The following is a 19,987-nucleotide window of genomic DNA, read 5'->3' on the forward strand; positions in this document are numbered from 1 at the left end:
TCAGCACCCGGCCGACGGCGGCCCCGAGAGCCGTCCCCTCAGCAGTCGCAGCAGTCCGGGCAGTCGCAGTCGCGGCAGCAGCCCTCGCGCTTCTTGCGGGACCAGGGGCCCTCGTACTCCTTCGCACAGCAGATCTGGCAGGTGCAGAAGAGCCCGGTGAAGACCATGCAACCGGCCAGAAAGCCGCGTCGCCGGGGCCTCGGCGGCTCACCACCGAACCGCGGCGGCAGCCCACCCGGGCCGCCGGGCCCACCATGCCCGCCGGGGTTGCCACCGCCGTAGGGGTTGCCGCCGTACGGCCCGTAACCGCCGCCCTGATAGGGGCCCTGCGGCCCCTGCGGCGTGCCGTACCCCTGGTGCGAGCACGTCGTCGTACCGAACGTGCGGTTCACCGCGGTCCGCAGCTCGTGGGCGAGCAGCACATGCGCCAGCTTGCCGTCAACGAACTCCGCGTCCCGCAGCGCCAGCCTGATCCCGTGCACCGCGTCGTCGGCGAGCCGGCGTGCCTCGCCGAGCGAGGTGCCGGTCGCCGTGAGCGGGTTCCACGTTCCCGACGCGGCGTCAGTTGTCCGGTCCTCCACGGCATCCAGCAGATGCGCGAGCCGCCCGAAGAGCCTTCCGGCCTCGGCGAGCGGAGCCACGTTCTGGGGGCGCCCGGCGAGCACGGCGGTGTGGGCGAAGGCCGCCGCGGTCGCCGTCTCGGTCGGCTCGGTGACCGTCAGCAGTGAGGTGCCCGGTCCGGCCAGCGCCTCGATCCCGGTCTGCCGGTCGACCGCGTCGACGAGTACCGCCGTGTCGAAGCCGAGCTCCGCGCCGGTGCGCGCCCCGGCCCGGTCCCAGCCCGACGCGATCCGGCGGGCGGCCGCGGCCACGGGCCTGCGGGCCAACACGCCGTCCCGGTCCGCGACGTGGTCCCGCACCTTCGCCGATGCCAGCACCAGCGAAACGGCTGCCGCGAGGCGCGCGCCTTCGCCGAGGGCGACGGGCGCGGTACGCATGGCCCGCAGCGGACAGGGCCCGGCGGTGCGCCGCTGCGCGGGGGTGCGTTCGGTCTGAGCCTCCGTCAGAACCGAGACGATCAGGCCGTCGTAGTTGGTGACGATCCTGGAGAGCTGGCCGTGGTCGGCGCGAAGTGCCAGGCAGAGCCCGCACAGATGGGCCATCCACTCGGTCTTCAGCCCCTCGCCCAGCCGGTGCGAGCAGGGCCTGACGATTCCGAACACGACATCCCCCGAGAGTCGATCGACAGTTCGGGGGCATCGTATCGAGTGATCCGTTCACCCATACGTCCCCAAGCTCACCCGTCCGGCGCGACTTTTATATTTTGTTCCCCTCATGCGCCCTGCACAGGAAGTACCTTGACGAATCGCCACATGTTCTGCACCAGTACCGTCACGAATCCCCTGCGCGCCGACTATCCACTTGGCGCGCGATCCGCATTATGGACGACCATAGGGGTGCGGAACGACAGAGACCGCAGTGAGACCACTGCAGCAGCGGAAGGAGGCGTCCATGGGTTCGGTACGCAAGGCGAGCGCCTGGCTGGGACTCGTCGAGGACAACGACGGGCCTTACTACGACGACGAGTACGCCGAGGGTGCTGACCCCGGTGACGCGTGGGTCACCGACCCCCGGGTGCGCGTGGCCTCCGAATCCGCCCAGGAACAGGGCCGCCGGATCGCCACCATCTCCCCGGACGGCTTCCGGGACGCGCGTGGCATCGGTGAACTGTTCCGGGACGGCGTGCCGGTCATCGTGAACCTGACCTCGATGGAGGCGGCCGACGCGAAGCGCGTGGTCGACTTCGCCGCGGGGCTGGCCTTCGGACTGCGCGGCTCGATCGAGCGCGTGGCCACCCGGGTGTTCCTGCTGACCCCCGCCGACACCCAGATCGTGAGCGGGGAGTCGGCGGGCCGTTCGCAGGACGGTTTCTTCAACCAGAGCTGAGAATGGTGGCACTCCCCCGGACTCCGTCCGGGGGCACCCCCACCCAGCGGTTGCTGGGGGAGCTCGCCGGCCGAACCGGGTCTACCGGAAGGCGTCCAGGCCGGTGAGCGCCTTGCCCAGCACCAGCTGGTGCATCTCGACCGTGCCCTCGTAGGTGAGCACCGACTCGAGGTTGGTGGCGTGCCTCATGACGGGGTATTCGAGGGAGATCCCGTTCGCACCGAGGATGGTGCGCGAGGTGCGGCAGATCTCGATCGCCTCCCGCACATTGTTCAGCTTGCCGAACGAGACCTGCTCCGGCCGCAGCTTCCCGGCGTCCATCCGCCTGCCGAGGTGATGGGCGAGCAGGATGCCCTTGTGCAGCTCGACCGCCATGTCGGCGAGCTTGGCCTGGGTGAGCTGGAAGCCGCCGATGGGCCTGCCGAACTGCTCACGCGTCTGCGCGTACGACACCGCCGCCTCGAAGCTGGAGCGTGCGGCGCCCATCGATCCCCACACGATTCCGTAGCGTGCGTGACTGAGACAGCTCAGCGGCCCGCGCAGTCCGGTGACCTCCGGCAGCACCGCGTCGAGGGGCAGCCGCACCTCGTCCAGGACGAGTTCGCTGGTGACACTGGCCCGCAGCGACCACTTGTGCTTGATCTCTGGGGCAGAGAAGCCGGGGCTGTCGGTGGGCACCACGAATCCGCGGATGCCGTCGTCGGTCTGGGCCCAGACGACGGCGACCCCGGCCACCGAACCGTTGGTGATCCACATCTTGCGGCCGGTGAGCACCCAGTCACCACCGTCGCGCTTGGCGTAGGTGCGCATACCGGCCGGGTCGGACCCGTGGTCGGGCTCGGTCAGGCCGAAGCAGCCGATGATCTCGCCGGCCGCCATACCGGGCAGCCAACGCTGCTTCTGCTCCTCGGAGCCGAAGCGGTGGATCGCGTACATGGCGAGCGAGCCCTGCACGGAGACCAGGGAACGGATGCCGGAGTCCGCGGCCTCCAGCTCCAGGCAGGCCAGTCCGTACTGGACGGCGGTGGCCCCGGCGCAGCCGTAGCCCTCCAGCGACATGCCGAGCGCGCCGATCGAGCCGAGCTCGCGGGCCAGTTCCCGGATGCCTGGGAGCTCGCCGCGCTCGTACCAGTCGGCGATGTGCGGCAGGACGCGGTCGGTGGCCCAGGTGCGGACGGTGTCGCGGATCGCGAGGTCTTCGGCGTCGAGGAGATCGTCGATGCCGAGCGGATCGCTGGGGTCGAAGGGCGGCAGCTTCGAGGGTGCGGACATGGTCTGGCCTCCGGCGGCTCTCACACAGGGGAACACGAACACACGGCAGAGAAGAAACTAGCAGTGCTAATTACGGGCCGACGTTACGGCTCAGTGTGCCGTGCGTCCAGACCCGGCCGCCTCGGCGGGTTCACGTCCGGCCTGGGCGGGGACCTCGGAGAGCCTCGGCCTGGGGCACTTCTCGGGAGCCGAGGACTCCATCACGCGCGGCAGCCGCAGCGCGGCCAGCGCGCCGACGAGCAGCAGCCCCGCGCTGACCAGCAGCGTGACATGCAGACCGTGGACGAAGGAGTGACGGGCTGTGGTCCGCAGTGCCTCACCGGTCGGGCCGTCCAGCGTGTCGGCGATCTGATAGGCCTCGCCGAGGGAGTGCGCGGCGGCGGAGCTCAACCGGTCCGGGACACCGGCCAGGGAGGTCACCGCGGGCGTGTAGGCCGCGTTCATGACGCTGCCGAGCAGGGCGATGCCCATGCCCGCCCCGAGCTGGTACGAGGTCTCGCCGATCGCGGCCGCGCCACCGGCCTGGTCCGCCGGGGCCTCGCTGAGCATGGATTCGTACGCACCGAACAGCGTGGTCTGCAGTCCGAAGCCGAGCAGGACGAAGGCCGAGGCGAGCAGCCACGGCCGGTCGTGCTGACCCATCAGGGTCAGCAGCAGAACGGCGGCCGCGGTCAGTACGAAACCCCAGCCGACCATCCTGCGCGGGCCTATTCGGTGCAGGGTGTGCGAGCCGGTGGCGCCGGCGGCCATGGCGGCGAACGTGAGCGGCAGCAGCCGCAGGCCGGTCTCGAGCGGGCTGAGCCCGAGGACCAGCTGGAGGTACTGGACGGCGATCAGCTCCAGACCGACCAGCGCGAGCATCGCGAGGACGATGCAGCCGACCGAGGTGGAGAACGCGGCCCTGGCGAACATGCGCATGTCGATCAGCGGGTGCACGCGACGCCGCTGCCGCTGTACGAACACCACCAGCAGCGCCGCTCCGACCAGCAGCGGCCCGAGCGTGCTGATGTCGAGCACCCGGTCGCCTGCACCCAGCCGCTTCACACCGAGTACGACTCCGAGCACACCGGCCGCGGCCATCAGTGCGCCGAGCACGTCCCACGGCCCGTCGACGGCGCCCTTGGACTCGGGCAGCAGCCAGCGGCCCACAGGAAGGATCAGCGCCATCAGCGGAATGTTGATCAGAAAGACCGAGCCCCACCAGAAGTGCTCGACGAGGAAGCCGCCGAGGACCGGGCCGGTGGCGGCGCCGACCGCGGCGACCGCGGTCCAGATACCGATGGCCGTCGCCCGCTCGCGGCGGTCCGGGAAGACGTCGCGCAGTATCGAGAGTGTCGCGGGCATGATCATCGCGCCGCCGATGCCGAGCAGGGCGCGCGCCCCGATCAGTACCTCGGGGGTGGGGGCGAACGCGGCGACCGCGGAGGCCAGACCGAAGAGGCCATAGCCGATCAGCAGCACCCGCCGGCGTCCGACCCGGTCACCGAGCGTGCCGAAGAGGATCAGCAGGGAGGCGCAGATCAGCGGATAGGCGTCCACGATCCACAGCAGCTCGACACCGTTCGGCCGCAGATCTTCCGTGACCGCGGGGACGGCGACGTGCAGCACGGTCGCGTCGAGGGCGACCAGCAGCAGGCTGATACAGAGGACGAAGAGGACGACCCAGCGGTTGGCACCGCCGCCGGCGGCACGCAGGCGTGCTCCGGCCGTGGTCGTCACGGACATGTACGTACCTCCCAGTGAGTCCCTCGCACTCGGCGGGCCAGCCGGGGACGGTTTTTCTGGTCGTCCCCCTGTGCGGCCCGGCATCGACGGGCGAGCGAACCGCCAGCGTACGCGAGTTCCGGCCGGTGGTGCGTGGTCGATCTCTCACCTCGGCGGATGCCCGGGTGTGGCGTACGCCACTCCCGGCGCGGCGAAGAGGATCTTGGCGGCGCCTGAACGACGGGGAAATTCCCCGCAGTGTACCGGTGAACCATTTCGATCCGGGGATAAAAATCCCTCCGGGAAGACCGTCCGATAAATAGGGAACAAGGTCACCAGTTTTTCCTGACGGCCCGTGAATAGATCCGGATCTGAGACCTACTCCACATCACATCGGCATCACAAAGCATGTGGATCGGCCGGTCCGGTCACTCACTCGCTGTAACGTCGATTAGGTGCGTACCGACATCTTTGCCCGGCTGGACCGGGAGCCGGAACCGCCGAAGATAGAGATCCCGCGGATGAGCCGCACCCGTCTCGCCCTCTTCGGCGGGACGTCGGCGTTCTATCTCGCCATCGTCGTCGCCGTACTGGCCTCGACCTGGCTGGTGGCTCTCGACTGGAAGGTCATGCTCTTCCGGCCGTACCAGCAGTGGCCCGAGCTGCACGCCTTTCTCGACTACTTCGTGGTGCTCGGCCAGCGCGGCCCGACCGCCGTGATGGTGGCGGCCTGGCTGGGCTGGCGCTCCTGGCGCCAGCACACGCTGCGGCCGTTGCTGGCACTCGGCGCGGCCCTGTTGCTGCTGAATGCGACCGTTGGCGCGGTCAAGATCGGTCTTGGGCGGCTCGGCCCCCACTACGCGACGCAGATCGGCTCTGCCGAGCTCTTCGCCGGCGGCGATATATTTCCGTCCGGGCACACCGCCAACGCGGTGGTGACCTGGGGAATCCTGGCGTACCTGGCCACCACCCCGCGGGCCCGGCGGTATCTGTCGGCCCTGTCGGCCGTGGTCTCGCTCGGCGTCGGTCTGACCACGGTGTACCTCGGTACGCACTGGCTGAGCGATGTGCTGCTCGGCTGGGCCGCCGGTCTGCTGATCCTGCTCGCTCTGCCGTGGTGCGAACCGGTCATCGGCCGTGCGGAGGCCTGGATCCTGTCGCTGCGCGAGCAGTGGCGGGCACGCCGTCGGCTCGCCCCGTCCCTGCCCGTTGCCGCGGGTAATCTGCAGCCCGCGATATTCCCCCAGCGCGGGCCCCGCAGCGGCGATCCGTCCCGCGAGCCGGTGGCCGCGGTCGGCCACACCCGGCCCGGGTCCACGACCAGACCCAACAGCCAGCTCACCCAGCCACGGCCGCATCCGGTGCGCTCGGAGCGCACACCCGTCACTCCCTCGGGCAGTCGCCGGCCGCCGCATTCGCGGCCGGTCGGGGGCGGCTGATCCGGCCCTACGACCCCGCTGTACGTGAACGGCCCCGGCACGATGTGCCGGGGCCGTTCACGCGGCGGGGAGCGGTCAGCCCTTCCAGCACCGGATCACCGTGCCGTCCTCCACCTCGAAGTTGAGCCGGCCCACCATGTACTCCATGGTGATGATCGCGCCCTTGGGCACCGATCTGACGCTCGTCCAGCCACGCTGCCGGGCCAGCATCTCGGCGGCCTGCGTCCCGAGGCCGACATATGAGTCGGGGGCGTCCTCGGGCTCTGCGGGGGGTGTGGGTGTAGGTGCCATGACACCTACCGTAGGCGGCAGCGGACGGTGACGGAAGCCACTGCCTCGGCAGGCCCAGCAGCCTCAAGTACCCCAGCGGTCACGCTTTTGTCACAGGATCTCGACACATGTTCAACCTGAACCTGTTCACCCGAACGGGCAGTTCAGTGCTGTTCGTACAGTAATTCGCCAAGGTGTGCGCACCGGCCGGAATTACTTGTATGCAATTGTCTCCGACACGGGGCGGAGGACGAATTGAAGCACCACAGTGAATTCACGGCCCCCTTACACAATCCCCCCGAATCGAAGAATCCGGGACGTGGACCGCGGGGCGACATCAGCCGGCGGAAGCCAGAGCCCGGGACAGCCGGTCCCGGGCCGTCCTGATGCGCTCGGTCAGCTCCTGCGGCTCGATCACCTCGAAGTCGACGCCCATGAGCATCACATGGATCACCAGGACGTCCAGGCTCGCGGCCCCGGTGCGCAGCAGGCAGTGCGTCTCGTCGACGGCCTCCAGGACTCCGTCGGACGGGCCGATGATCCGCCCGGCCTCCTCGGCGGACGTGTGCAGCCGGATCACGGCCTGGGCCGCGTACGTACGGGTGGACACTCCCTTGGAGACATAGGCCGCGAGGTCGTCGGCGGGCGGGGTCCGCGGCGTGAACCGCGGGCCGTGCGGGGGCTTCGGGGTGATCCGGTCCGCCCGGAACGTACGCCAGTCGCGGCGGTTCACGTCCCAGGCGACGAGGTACCAGCGGCGTTCGGTGCACACCAGCCGGTGCGGTTCGACGACCCGGCGGGTGGTGGCCCCGCCGTGGTCCTGGTAGTCGAAGCGCAGCTGCTCGCTGTCGCGGCAGGCATTGGCGAGATCGGTCAGGACGGATGCGTCGAGCTGCGCCCGGGGCGTACGGAGCATGGGCACGGTGAAGGTGTTGAGAGCGCTCACCCTGCGGCGCAGCCGGTGCGGCAGGACCTGCTCCAGTTTGGCGAGGGCGCGTACGGAGGTCTCGCCGATGCCCTCGATGCCCTGTCCGGCGGCGGTGCGCAGGCCGACGGCGACTGCGACCGCCTCCTCGTCGTCGAGCAGCAGCGGCGGCAGCTCGGCCCCCACGCCGAGCTGATAGCCGCCGCCCGTGCCGGGGCTGGCGTTGACGGGGTATCCGAGCTCGCGCAGCCGGTCGACGTCGCGCCGCACGGTGCGCGGGGTGACGCCGAGCCGGTCGGCGAGTGCGGCACCGGACCATTCGCGGTGGGCCTGCAGGAGCGACAGCAGGCGCAGCAGTCGTGCCGAGGTTTCCAACATGCGGGCGAGTCTGCCAGGACTTGAGGACACAGGCTGTCCTCAAGTTGTGCTGCCCTCAGCGGGACATCGACGGACACCGGCCCGCAGTGCAGAACGTCGGCCCGACGCCGCGAAGTGCCCGGGGCGCGGTGAACATCGCGCAGGACGTCACCGTCCGGCGCCGCGGCGGGACACCGATGACGTCGTGTGCCCGACCGGAGCCGGCCGGGGCGGGCACATCGCCGCGCCGGCCGGCGACGTCAGGGCGTTCCTCAGCCCACTGCCGTGAGGCGTACGCACAGATCGTTGTCCCCGGTGTAGCAGGGAGCGGCCCGGTAGCCGGCCGCCGTCTGCTTCGGGTAGACGAAGATGCCCTTCTTGTCCCAGACGTCGTCGAGGATGCGGGAGATCCGTATCCCGGCGGCGTCCTTGGCCGGGCGCAGCCACAGCTCCCACAGCTGCTCCTTGCCCGGCGGCGTGTCGGCGATCGGCGCATACGGCAGCGTGAACCCGAACACCCGGCCCTCGCCGGTCACCGGTACCTCGTGCACCCGGTCGCCGGAGCGGAGCCGGGCCTCGGCCACGGCTCCCTCGCCCAGCTCGGTCCCGTACAGCAGCCCCTCCACCGACATCGCACCCTGCTCCGGCACAAGACCGATCGCACCGGCCTCGGCGTGCGGGGCACGCACCCAGCAGCGCACCGCGAGCCGGCCGTCGGCCGTCGGGTACGGGACACGTACGTTGATCCGGCCGGTCCCGGTCCCGGGAGACTGGTCGACGATGGCCCGCAGATCCCGGATGCCGGGCTCCACGGCGACGCCGCCGTCCGTGTAGGCGTCCCAGCGGCCTTCGGCGAGTTCGACGGTGCTGGGCAGAACGGCGCGCGAGACGCCGTCGCCGGAGGGGGTCAGGGGCAGGCGCAGCTCGTCCGCGGGGGCCTTGCCACCACGCCGCTTCAGTACGAGCACCGCCTGCGGTGCGTCGGCTCCCACCACGTCGAACGTGATGCCACCGGCAGCATCGGCGATGCAGTCGGCGCGCGGCGTGTGCCGCTGGGTGGACGTGGTCATGAGCTCTTCTTCCCTTTACGGATCACATCCGCGGCAACATAACGCAGGGAGTAGGCCCCGTCATAGAGTGCGCTTCGGCACGTGTGGAGCGCGTCACGTACGGCGCTGCGGGAGCGGCCGTTCCTGCCGCCCGCGACGAGCTCGGTGAAAAGTGCCTGGTGGCGTTCGGCGATCCGGGCCGGATCGAAGCGCGCGGAGGCCACCAGCGCGGCCTCCCCCGTGCGGCGGCGCAGATCGTCGTCGGTGATCAGACCGAGCAGAGCGTCCGCGACCGCGTCCACGTCACCGACCGGCACGAGCCTGCCGTCCACACCGTCCTCGATGATCTCGCCCGGGCCGTGCGGGCAGTCGGTGGACACGACCGGGAGGCCGCAGCGCATGGCCTCCACGATGGTCATGCCGAAGGACTCCAGGCTGGAGGTGACGGCGCCGATCGATCCCTTGACCCACTCGGGCTCCAGTGGGTTCGCGGAGCCCATCAGGAAGACATGGTTGTGCAGTCCGCGCTCCTCGATGAGCGTGCGCAGCGCGTTCTTCTCGTTGCCGGTCGCGTCTCCGCTGCCGTAGATCCGCAGCCGCCAGTCGGGGCGGGCGGCAACGACCTTGGAGAACGCCTCGATCAGCAGGTCGTAGTGCTTGACCTTGGTGAGCCGGCCGGCCGCGACCACCCATTTGGCGGTGGAGTCGGCGGCCGCGACGCCGGGCGCGGGCACGCTGTTGGGAATGGCCTCGATCCGTACGCCGGGCAGCTTCAGGCGCTCGCGGTAGGACCGGGCGTCGGCCTCGGTGACCGTGGTGACCGCGTCGAGGAGCCGGTAGCGGTGGCCGATCTCGCGGCGCAGCCGGTAGCCGTGGCCGTCCAGTGTCAGATGCTCCTGGCCGATCCGGATCGGACCGCGCCGGGTCTGACGGGCGATATGGACGTTGAGGCCGGGCCGGGTGCCGACGACGACGTCGGCGTCCACGGAGGCCAGGTGGGCGGCGATCCGGGCGTCGGTGAGGCGGCTGTACTGCTTGTGCCGGCCGTCGCCGCGCGGGAACACCTTGGCCGGGAGTCTGGCCAGCGGGTCGTCGCCGGCGTAACCGTCGCTGTTCTTGCGCAGGTCGACCAGATGTCTCATGGCGACGCCGGCGGGTGCGCCCATGGCGGGTTCGTCGCGGTGACGGAAAACCGAGACGATCTCGATGTCGTGCTGCTCGGCCAGCGTCCGGGCGAGGTTGAACGTCGTCCGGATGGTCCCGCCGATGCCATAGGCATTGTGGAGCAGAAAAGAAATACGCATGCGTCGCCGCATCCCCCTGTTGATGGTCTATACAACAAGAGACTCTATCTGCTCTCCTAAGGCCGATAGGAGATAGGCGCGCCCTGTAGCAGTTCCGTGTCGTGCCGCGCTTCAGCAGCCCGGCAACTCCGCACTTCCGCTGAGCCGGACGAGGGTGCACAGGGTCTTCCGGGACACCTTCCAGATGTCCTCCTGGAGCACGGCGGAGCCCTTCGTGCCGGGCAGCACCGGTGTGCCGTTGACCAGCACGTCGAAGGTGACGTTCGCCTCGGTGGGCGAGATGAACTGCACGGTCTTGACCTCGGCGGTGGCCTGGGCGGCGTTCGAGTCCTTGCCGAACGACTCGAGGGCCGGGCGCAAGGACTCGCCGTTCTCCAGCACCCGGACCCTCTGGTCGGCCGAGGAACCGGGGTCGAAGAACGTGGACCAGTTGGTCCTGATCTCCTGCTCGGCGGCGGCCGGGTCGGCGGGACCGGAGGGGACGGAGGGGGCCGTAACGCTGGGCGCGGGGGAAGAGGACTCGCCCCCGCCGCTCTCGGAGCATCCCGCGGCAGCGGAGGCGAGTACGAGGCTCGCGGCAGCCGCCCATGCCGCGGTCCGGGCAGGCGTTGCACGGCGCATCTCGCTCACCACCGGGGGTCGGGACCAGCGTCTGACGGTTCGGGGCATAGTGCATTCAGAGGTGTACCGCGTGTCATATCTGCGCAGACGTATCACCGTGGATATCCACCCGGGAGATCGACGGACACCGCGGCCGGAGGGCCCCGTCGGCAGTACGCGGGCCAGGGCCGGGAAGCGTACAGGCGGCGCCACCGCGCGGGTCGCGCCGCTGCCCGCGCCCACCCCCGCCAGGGGACCGGTGCGCAACCCCGGCTCACGGCGGGACGCGTCCGCGGATTTCCGTCCCCGTTCACGCGTGACCCTCGCCGCAGATCACCCGTTGAGCTCTTTATGAGCCGGGACCCGCCCGGCTCGCATGATCAACTCCGCACCAAGTCCGAGGAGCCACCCGTGCCGCGCATGCTCGACGTCAGCGAGGACGTACGCGCCGAGATCGGCGACGAAGAAGCCGACCGGCTGCTCGCCGGGGAGAACGCCCCGGGCAGCTACGACTGCACCTCCTGCCGCACTCCCGGCGACTCCGAGCAGGAACGCACGAGCACCGTGCTGTTCGTGGGCGAGGAGACCGCCGTTCTCGCCTTCGCCCATGCCACCTGCATCCCGTCCCAGGTCGTCCAGGTCGCCGAGGACCAGCTCCAGGGCGCCGTCCGTTCCATCACCGGCGAGGAGCCGCGGATCCCGGGCGCCGCGCCCCAGCAGGCCGTGCTCGGCGTGACCAGCGGTCTCGTGCTGATCAACGGCGACGTGCACCCGGCCCTGGTCGTCGAACCGACCGCCCCGATCGCCCGCCCCGGCACGACCGGCATCGGCGGCGACGACTTCCTCCCGCTGCTGATCGAGCAGGGTTTCCTGCCGGTCACCGACGTCAACCGGCTCCCCGCCCAGCTGCCTGGCTGGTCCGTCCTCGTCGCCATGGGACAGCTGCACGCGGTGCTGCAGCCCGGCACCGGCGGCGGCAGCCCCGTTGCCTGGTGGCAGGCCCATCAGCCGCTTCAGGTCACCGAGGGCTGGCGCACCGCCGCCAACAAGTCGCACATGGTCCTGGTCTTCGCCGCCCCGGTCGGCTCCATCGGCCAGCAGCCGCGCGAGGACCTGCTGCGCGACGCCTTGGAGAAGGCGGCGGCCAATGGCCGGCTGGTGGCCGCCGCGATGCCGCTTGCGGGCACCTGAGCCGGGCAGCCGGGCCGGGCACCCGACCGGGCGTCCGAGTCGGCTGCCCGCGCCGGGCACTCTAGGCTCCGGCACCGCGCTCGCCGCGCATGCAGGACGCCGCTTCGACGCACGTCTGCCGACCGGCGTGCTGAGCACGACGTACGCCGGGGGTGTGCCGCCGCACCCCGGCGTGCGTTCTCGCGTGTCCCCCGGCCGCGGTGCCTTACCCGCGGGAAATGAGCTCGGCCGAGCCCGCATCCGCCGGGCCGCGGGGTCGTTGCAGGTACGTGCACTCATACGACCCCTCCCGCCAGCCGTACCAGAGCCAGATCCCCTCGATGCGCCCCGCGCGCGACGGGTCGGCAGGCCAGTCGGCCACGCCGATCTACGACGCGTTGTACTCCGAGTACCGCAGGGCGTTCAGGGCGCTGCCGGGCGACCGCAGCGGCGAAGAGCATCTCGGCTTCAAGGCCTTCGGGGCGGGGCCGCACGGCAGCCGGGTCGGATCGTTCGGCCACGGCAGCCATACGGGTCATTCGACCCAGGGCAACTGGGTCCCCTACCAGGCCGGTCGGCCGCACAGCCCGCACCAGCCCGCGGCACTGCCCCCGGCGCCCCGCAGGGAGCTGTGACCGCCCCCGGGCCCGTACACAGCAAGCTGCCCCCGTACCGAGTGGACCGGTACGGGGGCAGCTGCCGTGCGGGGGTGGTCACTTCTTGCGGCCGCGCTTCTCGCGCACGCGCACCGAGATGTGGATCGGCGTGCCCGCGAAGCCGAACTCCTCGCGCAGCCGGCGCTCGACGAATCGCCGGTAGCCGTGCTCCAGGAAGCCCGAGGCGAAGAGCACGAACCGCGGCGGCTTGGTGCCTGCTTGCGTACCGAAGAGGATGCGGGGCTGCTTGCCGCCGCGGATCGGGTGCGGGTGGGAGGCAACGATCTCGCCCAGGAAGGCGTTGAGCCGGCCGGTCGGGACGCGGGTCTCCCAGCCCGCCAGCGCGGTCTCGATCGCCGGAACGAGCTTCTCCATGTGGCGGCCGGTGGTGGCGGAGACATTGACCCGCGGCGCCCAGGCGACCTGGGCGAGCTCGGTCTCGATCTCCCGCTCCAGGTAGTAGCGGCGCTCCTCGTCGAGCGTGTCCCACTTGTTGTAGGCGACGACCATGGCACGTCCGGCCTCGACAGCCATGGTGATGATCCGCTGGTCCTGGACGCTGATGGACTCGCTCGCGTCGATGAGGACGACCGCGACCTCCGCCTTCTCGACGGCGGCTGCGGTGCGCAGCGAAGCGTAGTAGTCCGCGCCCTCCTGCAGATGGACCCGGCGGCGGATACCTGCCGTGTCCACGAACTTCCAGGTGACGCCGCCGAGTTCGATCAGCTCGTCGACCGGGTCGCGGGTGGTGCCGGCCAGCTCGTTGACGACGACGCGCTCCTCGTTCGCCACCTTGTTGAGCAGCGAGGACTTGCCGACGTTCGGGCGGCCGATCAGGGCGATGCGGCGCGGGCCGCCGACCGCGGTGCCGAAGGTCTGGGCCGGGGCGTCGGGCAGGGCCTCCAGGACGGCGTCGAGCATGTCGCCCGTACCGCGGCCGTGCAGTGAGGAGACCGGGTGCGGCTCGCCGAGGCCCAGCGACCACAGGGCGGTCGCGTCCGCCTCGCCGCTGGGTCCGTCGACCTTGTTGGCGCACAGCACGACGGGCTTGCCGGCCCGGCGCAGCAGCTTGACGACGGCCTCGTCGGTGTCGGTCGCGCCGACGGTGGAGTCGACGACGAAGACGACCGCGTCGGCGGCCTCGATCGCGTACTCGGCCTGCGCGGCGACCGAGGCGTCGATGCCGAGCACGTCCTGCTCCCAGCCACCGGTGTCGACGAGCTTGAAGCGGCGGCCCGCCCACTCGGCCTCGTAGGTGACGCGGTCGCGGGTGACGCCCGGCTTGTCCTCGACGACGGCCTCGCGGCGGCCGATGATGCGGTTCACCAAGGTCGACTTGCCGACATTGGGGCGGCCGACGACGGCCAGGACGGGCAGCGGGCCATGACCGGCCTCGCCGATGGCCTCCTCCACCGCGTCGGCGTCGAAGCCCTCTTCCGCGGCGAGCTCCATGAACTCCGCGTACTCGGCGTCGCCAAGCTCCCCGTGCTCGTCGCCGGAGTGGATCTGGTCGTTCATGAAGTGCTTACCTCGTTACGTTGCATCATCGATGGACCGCAGCCGCGGCCCACTACTCACGTTCAGTCTCGCCTAGCGCCCGGTGAGGCGCTTGGCGTTTTCCAGGTGGGCTGCCAGCCGTTCCTGGATGCGCACGGTGGCGTCGTCGAGCGCCTTGCGGGTGCGCCGTCCGCTGCCGTCACCCGCCTCGAAGGCGTCGCCGAAGACGACGTCGACGCGGCTGCGCAGCGGCGGCAGCGCATGTATCAACCGTCCGCGGCGCTCGGTGCTTCCCAGCACCGCCACCGGGACGATCGGCGCCCCGCTGCGTACGGCGAAGTACGCGAGCCCGGAGCGGAGCGAGGCGAAGTCGCCCTCGCCCCTGGTGCCCTCGGGGAAGATCCCGAGGACCCCGCCCTTCTCCAGCACGCCGAGCGCATTGGTGATGGCGGTGCGGTCGGCGGCGTCGCGGTCCACCTTCAGCTGACCGATCGCCGTCAGGAACGGGTCGAGGGGGCCGACGAACGCCTCCTTCTTGATCAAAAAGTGCACGGGACGGGGGGCGGTGCCCATGAGCATCGGCCCGTCGAGGTTGTGTGCGTGGTTCACCGCGAGGATCACCGGGCCGGCCGCGGGCACCCGCCATGCGCCGAGGACGCGGGGTCTCCACAGCCCGTACATCAGCCCTACGCCGATGCCGCGGCCGACGGCCGCGCCCTTGGGAGAGGCAACGGTCACTTGCCCGCCCGCTTCTCCTCGACCAGCGTCACGACACACTCGATGACCTGCTGGAGGGTGAGGTCGGTGGTGTCGACCTCGACCGCGTCGTCCGCCTTGGCGAGCGGGGAGGCCTTACGGCTGGAGTCGGCCGCGTCCCGCTTGATGAGCGCTTCCCTGGTGGCGGCGACGTCCGAGCCCTTCAGCTCACCGCTGCGACGGGCCGCACGGGCCTCGGGCGAGGCGGTCAGAAAGATCTTCAGATCGGCGTCCGGGAGCACCGTGGTCCCGATGTCGCGGCCCTCGACGACTATGCCCTTCTCGGCGGCCGCGGCGATGGAACGCTGCAGCTCGGTGATCCGGGTGCGCACCTCGGGCACGGCGCTGACCGCACTGACCTGGGAGGTGACCTCCTGGGTACGGATCGGACCGGACGCGTCGAGACCGTCGACGGTGATCGTCGGGGCGGTGGCGTCGGTCCCGGAGACGATGGAGGGCTTCTCGGCGGCGGTCGCGATCGCGGCGGGGTCCTGCAGATCGATGCCGTTGGTGATCATCCACCAGGTGATCGCCCGGTACTGGGCGCCGGTGTCGAGGTAGCTCAGCCCCAGCTGCGTGGCGACGGCCTTGGAGGTGCTCGACTTGCCCGTGCCGGAGGGTCCATCAATGGCGACGATCACGGATTCCACGGTGTCGGACACCTTCCTGGTTCGTGGGAGAGGGCAGGCGGAAATGCCGGGGTGCCCCGAACAAGGTTACCGAGTGCCGGACACCACCTGTGCACCCCTGTGGGATGCGAGCAGCCGGACCCTCCGGGGCGGGCCCCTCCTCGCGTTGCCACGGCAGTCCCGGACGCGGTGCAGGGCCCCCGGCCCGCACCCCGTCCGCCGGCTACTGCCGCAGCGCCCAGCCCCGCTCCCGCAGCGCCGCGGACAGCACTGGTGCCGCCGCCGGTTCCACCATCAGTTGCACCAGGCCGGCCTGCTGGCCCGTCGCGTGCTCGATGCGTACGTCCTCGACATTCACGCCCGCCCGGCCGGCGTCGGCGAAGATCCGGGCCAGTTCGCCGGGCTGGTCGCTGATGAGCACCGCCACGACGTCGTACGTCGCCGGGGCGGCGCCATGCTTGCCCGGGACGCGCTCGCGGCCGGCGTTGCCGCGGCGCAGCACGTCCTCGATGCCGTCGGCGCCGCCGCGGCGCTTGGACTCGTCGCCGGACTGCAGGGCGCGCAGCGCCTGCACCGTCTCGTCCAGGTCCGCGGCCACCCCGGCGAGCACATCGGCCACCGGTCCGGGGTTGGCGGAGAGGATCTCGAGCCACATCCGGGGGTCGGACGCCGCGATGCGTGTCACATCCCGGATGCCCTGCCCGCAGAGCCGCACCGCGGTGTCGTCCGCCTCCTCCAGGCGCGCCGCGACCATCGAGGAGATCAGCTGCGGGGTGTGGGAGACGAGTGCGACCGCCCGGTCGTGCGCGTCGGCGTCCATGACGACGGGGACAGCCCGGCACAGGGCGACCAGCTCGAGGGCCAGGTTGAGCACCTCGGTGTCGGTGTCGCGGGTCGGCGTGAGCACCCAGGGGCGGCCTTCGAAGAGGTCGGCGGTGGCGGCGAGCGGGCCGGACTGCTCCTTGCCCGCCATGGGGTGCGTGCCGATGTAGCCGGTCAGGTCCGCGCCGAGCGCCTCCAGCTCACGGCGCGGTCCGCCCTTGACACTGGCCACGTCGAGATAGCCGCGGGCGACACCGGCGTTCATCGCCTCGGTGAGCGTGGTGGCGACATGTGCGGGCGGTACGGCGACGACCGCGAGGTCGACGCGGCCCTCGGGCGGCTCGTCGGTGCCCGCGCCGAGCGCGGCCGCGGTACGGGCCCTGGCCGGGTCGTGGTCGACGAGATGCACGGCGACGCCGCGTCCCGCGAGGGCGAGCGCGGCGGACGTGCCGATCAGTCCGGTCCCGATCACAACGGCGGTTCTCACTGGGCGATGTCCTTGCGGAGTGCGGCGGCGGCGCCGAGGTAGACGTGCGCGATGCGCGACTTGGGCAGGTCGGACTCGCAGTGCGCGAGTACCCGTACGACCCTCGGCATGGCGCCGGCGATGTCGAGCTCCTGCGCGCAGATCAGCGGTACGTCGATGATGCCGAGCCCTCGCGCAGCGGCTGCGGGGAAGTCGCTGTGCAGATCGGGCGTGGCCGTGAACCAGATGCTGATCAGATCGTCGGCGGCGAGTCCGTTGCGCTCCAGGATGGCGGTGAGCAGCTCGCTGACCTGCTCGTCCATGTGCCGGGCCTCGTCCCGTTCCAACTGGACGGCTCCTCGGACCGCTCGTACCGCCACGTCGTGCTCCTTCACCTGTGCGAGTGCTCCGTTCAGCGTAGTCAGGACGCGGGCCCGCGGCCGCCGTGACCGCTCCCCGAGACGGGCCGGTCAAAAGGCGCTGATGCCTGATGAGGTCTTCGGCCGGGGTGCCGGCGCAGAGGCGGGCGAGCACGGTCAATGTCACCCGTTCACCCTCGCAGTGCCACTCGGCAGGCCGCTCCCCCGCCGCCTGCGCTACAACTGCCGCATGATCTTTCACGTCGTGTCCGTCGACGAGTGGACCGCCGAGGTCGAGCGCCCGTACGCCCCCGCCTCGCTCGCCGTCGAAGGCTTTGTGCACTGTTCGGCCGACCGGCACGCAGCGCTCGCGATCGCGGACGGCCCTCTTCGCGATGTGCCCGAACTGCTGGTCCTGCAGATCGACGAGTCCGCACTCGGCGCCGAGGTCTGCTGGGAGGGATCCACGGACATGCTCTTCCCGCATGTGTACGGACCGATCGAGCGCGACGCCGTCGGCGCGGTGCTTGCGGTGCGCCGTGACGCGGACGGTCGTGCGCGGGAGCTCACCCCATGGATCTGACCCTGGTGCCGACAGGAGTCAGGAGCACACTGGGCCGACGGACGGACAACTCTCCCGCATTGGGGGCACGCCCTGCCCGGTTGCTTCACCTGCGGCGCATTCGAAGCCAGGATGCTCGTGCCCCCGAGCGGGTCGGGGCCACGAACTGAGGAGACTGTCATGGACACGCGCCGGAGGACGGTCCTGGCGGGGGGCGCGGCGGGCGCCGCCGCGCTGGTGGCGGGATGCGGGGGCGGGGGCGGTGACAGCGCCACCACGACGCAACCGGAGACGAGCGCCCCCGCGGCCGCCGAGTCCGACGAGGCGGCCGGGTCACCGCGACCGGCCGGTGAGGAGCTCGCCCGGACGTCGGAGATCCCGGTGGGCGGCGGCAAGGTCTTCAAGGAGCGGAAGGTGGTGGTGACCCAGCCGAAGGCCGGTGACTTCAAGGCCTTCTCCGCGGTCTGCACCCACCAGGGCTGCCTGGTCAAGACGATCGCCGACGGGACCATCGACTGTCCCTGTCACGACAGCGAGTTCCGCATCACCGATGGCTCGGTCGTCAGGGGTCCGGCCACGAAGCCGCTGCCGTCGAAGCAGATCAGCGTGTCCGGGGAGACGATCAGCCTGACGTAGCCGCGGGAGCCCCGAACCCCTCCCGTACGCTCTCGCGCATGACCCCCGAAGCACATGCCGACCTGGTGCGAGAGCGAACGATCTATTCCTGCGTCATGGGGTCGCGTGCGTTCGGGCTCGCCACCGAGGGGAGCGACACCGACCGGCGCGGGGTGTTCCTGGTGCCCACCGCGCTGTACTGGCGCCTCGACAAGCCTCCCACACATGTCGAGGGCCCGGCACAGGAGCAGTTCTCCTGGGAACTGGAGCGCTTTCTCGAACTCGCGCTGCGCGCCAACCCGAGCGTCCTGGAGTGCCTGTACTCCCCCTTCGTCGAGCGCATCGACGACACCGGCCAGGAGCTGCTCTCGCTGCGCGGCGCGTTCCTCTCGCGCCAGGCGCACCGGACGTTCACGCGCTATGCCGAGGGCCGGCGCAGGAAGCTGGAGGCGGACGTGCGCCGGCATGGCGCGCCGCGCTGGAAGCATGCGATGCATCTGCTGCGGCTGCTGGGCAGTTGCCGCGATCTGCTGCGCACCGGCGAGCTGGTGATCGACGTCGGCGCGGACCGGGAGCGGCTTCTCGAGGTCAAACGGGGTGAGGTGGCGTGGCCGCGGGTCGAGTCGTGGATGACCCGCCTCGCCGAGGAGGCCGATGCCGCGGCACACCGCTCCCCGCTTCCGGCCGAACCGGACCGGGCACGGGTGGAGGACTTCCTCGTGCGCACGCGGCGGGCGTCGGCGCGGTGGGACGGCGTTCGGCCCGACTGAAGCCGCCCGGCAGATGCTCCCCGCGTCCCTCACCCGAGGCGCGCCCGGACCACGAAGCGGTTCAGCTCCTCGTACGCCCCGGGAGCGGGCTCGGCCGGCAGCGGGGCCGTCGTGCGTGCGTCGTCCAGGACGGCGTACAGCTTGTCGACGTCCGGGCGTATCCGCTCCGGGTCCACTCCGGCCGGGCCGTGCTCGGCCTCCGCCTTGTGCACGATCAGGTCGGACAGGTACTTCGGGGCGTCCACCTGCCCGAGCAGCGTCGGCAGATGCGCCTGCACCTCGCCCGCCCGCATCAGATGGATGCCGGTGAGCAGCGCCCGGAAGGTGTACAGCAGCGGTTTGAGCTCGCCGGTCTTCTCGAACAGCCTCCACTGCGTGTTCGCGAACCCGCGGTAGTGGTGGGCGTGGTGGCTGGTCACCACGGACGGTGCGAGCGCCACGAGCTCGGCGTGCGCGTCCGTCGTGTGCACCACCAGCGGCGACAGGAGCTGCTCCAGGACGTAGCCGTTGCGCCGAAGCATCAGGCGTACGAACTTGCGCAGGTCATGCGTGACGAGGTCCATCTCGACACCGTCCCGGTCCCACATCCGCGTCCGGGTCTCGTCCGGCTCGCTCAGGCCCAACAGTGCCTCGACGGACAGCAGATGGACGCCCCGCAGGTCCACATCCGAGTCCCGGGACGGGAATCCGTACAGATGTGCCCCGGACACGGTGACGAACAGCTGGGGGTCCCCCCATGCCCCCCAGGACGTAGGGGGAGGATCGGGCTGCCCGGCGACGACGGGGCCCAGGTCCATGTCCAGTGGATCAGTCATGGA

21 protein-coding genes are annotated in these 19,987 nt (G+C 70.8%); 7 read left to right on the forward strand and 14 right to left on the reverse strand.

Translation table 11 applies throughout. The annotated features are described in order from the left end of the window. Nucleotides 1–38: 38 nt before the first annotated feature. The gene (locus tag ACFYWI_RS34300) at nt 39–1,223 is read right to left on the reverse strand and encodes a DUF5685 family protein (protein WP_389239692.1); all 1,185 of its coding nucleotides are present in this window, start codon (nt 1,221–1,223) and stop codon (nt 39–41) included. A 289-nt stretch (nt 1,224–1,512) separates the two neighbouring features. Here ACFYWI_RS34300 and ACFYWI_RS34305 point away from each other — a divergent pair, with 289 nt between their 5' ends. Beyond that, entirely contained in the window at nt 1,513–1,947 is a 435-nt protein-coding gene (locus ACFYWI_RS34305) for a cell division protein SepF (protein ID WP_389239693.1), read from the forward strand. Between the two features lie 81 nt (nt 1,948–2,028). On the opposite strand, the gene ACFYWI_RS34310 is transcribed toward ACFYWI_RS34305, so the two are convergent. Then, entirely contained in the window at nt 2,029–3,219 is a 1,191-nt protein-coding gene (locus ACFYWI_RS34310) for an acyl-CoA dehydrogenase family protein (RefSeq protein ID WP_389239694.1), read from the reverse strand. A 90-nt stretch (nt 3,220–3,309) separates the two neighbouring features. Further along, nucleotides 3,310–4,944: an MFS transporter gene (locus ACFYWI_RS34315; RefSeq protein ID WP_389239695.1), complete on the reverse strand. Its 1,635-nt coding sequence runs from the start codon at nt 4,942–4,944 to the stop codon at nt 3,310–3,312. 434 nt (nt 4,945–5,378) lie between these two features. Between ACFYWI_RS34315 and ACFYWI_RS34320 the strand changes: the two genes are divergently transcribed. Then, nucleotides 5,379–6,362: a phosphatase PAP2 family protein gene (locus ACFYWI_RS34320; RefSeq protein ID WP_389239696.1), complete on the forward strand. Its 984-nt coding sequence runs from the start codon at nt 5,379–5,381 to the stop codon at nt 6,360–6,362. Nucleotides 6,363–6,437: 75 nt separating this feature from the next. Here ACFYWI_RS34320 and ACFYWI_RS34325 read toward each other — a convergent pair whose 3' ends face one another. The 5 genes from ACFYWI_RS34325 to ACFYWI_RS34345 all read right to left on the reverse strand — a co-directional run bounded on the left by ACFYWI_RS34325 (nt 6,438) and on the right by ACFYWI_RS34345 (nt 10,888). Further along, a complete protein-coding gene (locus ACFYWI_RS34325; protein WP_389239697.1) occupies nt 6,438–6,653 on the reverse strand; it encodes a proteinase inhibitor I78 in 216 nt (71 codons plus the stop codon). A gap of 316 nt (nt 6,654–6,969) precedes the next feature. Continuing rightward, nucleotides 6,970–7,935, reverse strand: coding sequence for a helix-turn-helix transcriptional regulator (locus ACFYWI_RS34330; protein WP_389239698.1), 966 nt, complete (start codon nt 7,933–7,935; stop codon nt 6,970–6,972). 251 nt (nt 7,936–8,186) lie between these two features. Then, entirely contained in the window at nt 8,187–8,984 is a 798-nt protein-coding gene (locus ACFYWI_RS34335; protein ID WP_389239699.1) for a hypothetical protein, read from the reverse strand. Next, the gene (locus ACFYWI_RS34340) at nt 8,981–10,267 is read right to left on the reverse strand and encodes a glycosyltransferase family 4 protein (protein ID WP_389239700.1); all 1,287 of its coding nucleotides are present in this window, start codon (nt 10,265–10,267) and stop codon (nt 8,981–8,983) included. Before ACFYWI_RS34340 ends, ACFYWI_RS34335 begins: the two co-directional genes overlap by 4 nt. Nucleotides 10,268–10,378: 111 nt before the next feature. After that, the gene (locus ACFYWI_RS34345; RefSeq protein WP_389239701.1) at nt 10,379–10,888 is read right to left on the reverse strand and encodes a hypothetical protein; all 510 of its coding nucleotides are present in this window, start codon (nt 10,886–10,888) and stop codon (nt 10,379–10,381) included. A 390-nt stretch (nt 10,889–11,278) separates the two neighbouring features. Here ACFYWI_RS34345 and ACFYWI_RS34350 point away from each other — a divergent pair, with 390 nt between their 5' ends. Both ACFYWI_RS34350 and ACFYWI_RS34355 read left to right on the forward strand, forming a co-directional pair. Continuing rightward, on the forward strand, nt 11,279–12,058 hold the full coding sequence (locus tag ACFYWI_RS34350; RefSeq protein WP_389239702.1) for a hypothetical protein: 780 nt from the start codon (nt 11,279–11,281) through the stop codon (nt 12,056–12,058). Nucleotides 12,059–12,327: 269 nt separating this feature from the next. Next, nucleotides 12,328–12,672, forward strand: a complete 345-nt coding sequence (locus ACFYWI_RS34355) for a hypothetical protein (RefSeq protein WP_389239703.1) — start codon at nt 12,328–12,330, stop codon at nt 12,670–12,672. 78 nt (nt 12,673–12,750) lie between these two features. Here the strand turns inward: ACFYWI_RS34355 and der are convergent, their stop codons facing one another. The 5 genes from der to aroH form a co-directional block, all read right to left on the reverse strand. Next, nucleotides 12,751–14,211 carry a ribosome biogenesis GTPase Der gene (der, locus tag ACFYWI_RS34360; protein ID WP_389239704.1) on the reverse strand — a complete coding sequence of 487 codons (1,461 nt, stop codon included), beginning with the start codon at nt 14,209–14,211 and terminating at the stop codon, nt 12,751–12,753. 72 nt (nt 14,212–14,283) lie between these two features. Next, the gene (locus tag ACFYWI_RS34365) at nt 14,284–14,871 is read right to left on the reverse strand and encodes a lysophospholipid acyltransferase family protein (RefSeq protein WP_389239736.1); all 588 of its coding nucleotides are present in this window, start codon (nt 14,869–14,871) and stop codon (nt 14,284–14,286) included. A gap of 53 nt (nt 14,872–14,924) precedes the next feature. Next, nucleotides 14,925–15,608 (reverse strand): (d)CMP kinase, encoded by a 684-nt coding sequence (gene cmk, locus ACFYWI_RS34370; RefSeq protein WP_389239706.1) that lies wholly within the window; start codon nt 15,606–15,608, stop codon nt 14,925–14,927. Nucleotides 15,609–15,798: 190 nt separating this feature from the next. Then, entirely contained in the window at nt 15,799–16,884 is a 1,086-nt protein-coding gene (locus ACFYWI_RS34375) for a prephenate dehydrogenase (protein ID WP_389239707.1), read from the reverse strand. Further along, nucleotides 16,881–17,243 (reverse strand): chorismate mutase, encoded by a 363-nt coding sequence (gene aroH / locus ACFYWI_RS34380; RefSeq protein WP_389239708.1) that lies wholly within the window; start codon nt 17,241–17,243, stop codon nt 16,881–16,883. The genes ACFYWI_RS34375 and aroH overlap by 4 nt, the downstream gene beginning before the upstream one ends. A 229-nt stretch (nt 17,244–17,472) precedes the next feature. Between aroH and ACFYWI_RS34385 the strand changes: the two genes are divergently transcribed. The 3 genes from ACFYWI_RS34385 (at nt 17,473) to ACFYWI_RS34395 (ending at nt 19,169) form a co-directional block, all read left to right on the forward strand. After that, a complete protein-coding gene (locus tag ACFYWI_RS34385) occupies nt 17,473–17,805 on the forward strand; it encodes a DUF952 domain-containing protein (RefSeq protein WP_389239709.1) in 333 nt (110 codons plus the stop codon). 159 nt (nt 17,806–17,964) lie between these two features. After that, nucleotides 17,965–18,420, forward strand: coding sequence for a Rieske (2Fe-2S) protein (locus ACFYWI_RS34390; protein ID WP_389239710.1), 456 nt, complete (start codon nt 17,965–17,967; stop codon nt 18,418–18,420). A gap of 38 nt (nt 18,421–18,458) precedes the next feature. Next, nucleotides 18,459–19,169, forward strand: coding sequence for a DNA polymerase beta superfamily protein (locus tag ACFYWI_RS34395; protein ID WP_389239711.1), 711 nt, complete (start codon nt 18,459–18,461; stop codon nt 19,167–19,169). 29 nt (nt 19,170–19,198) lie between these two features. On the opposite strand, the gene ACFYWI_RS34400 is transcribed toward ACFYWI_RS34395, so the two are convergent. Next, complete coding sequence (locus ACFYWI_RS34400) at nt 19,199–19,984, reverse strand: DNA polymerase beta superfamily protein (protein WP_389239712.1); 786 nt, start codon at nt 19,982–19,984, stop codon at nt 19,199–19,201. Nucleotides 19,985–19,987: the final 3 nt, after the last annotated feature.

The organism is Streptomyces sp. NPDC002889 (genome assembly GCF_042888425.1).
GTDB lineage: Bacteria > Actinomycetota > Actinomycetes > Streptomycetales > Streptomycetaceae > Streptomyces.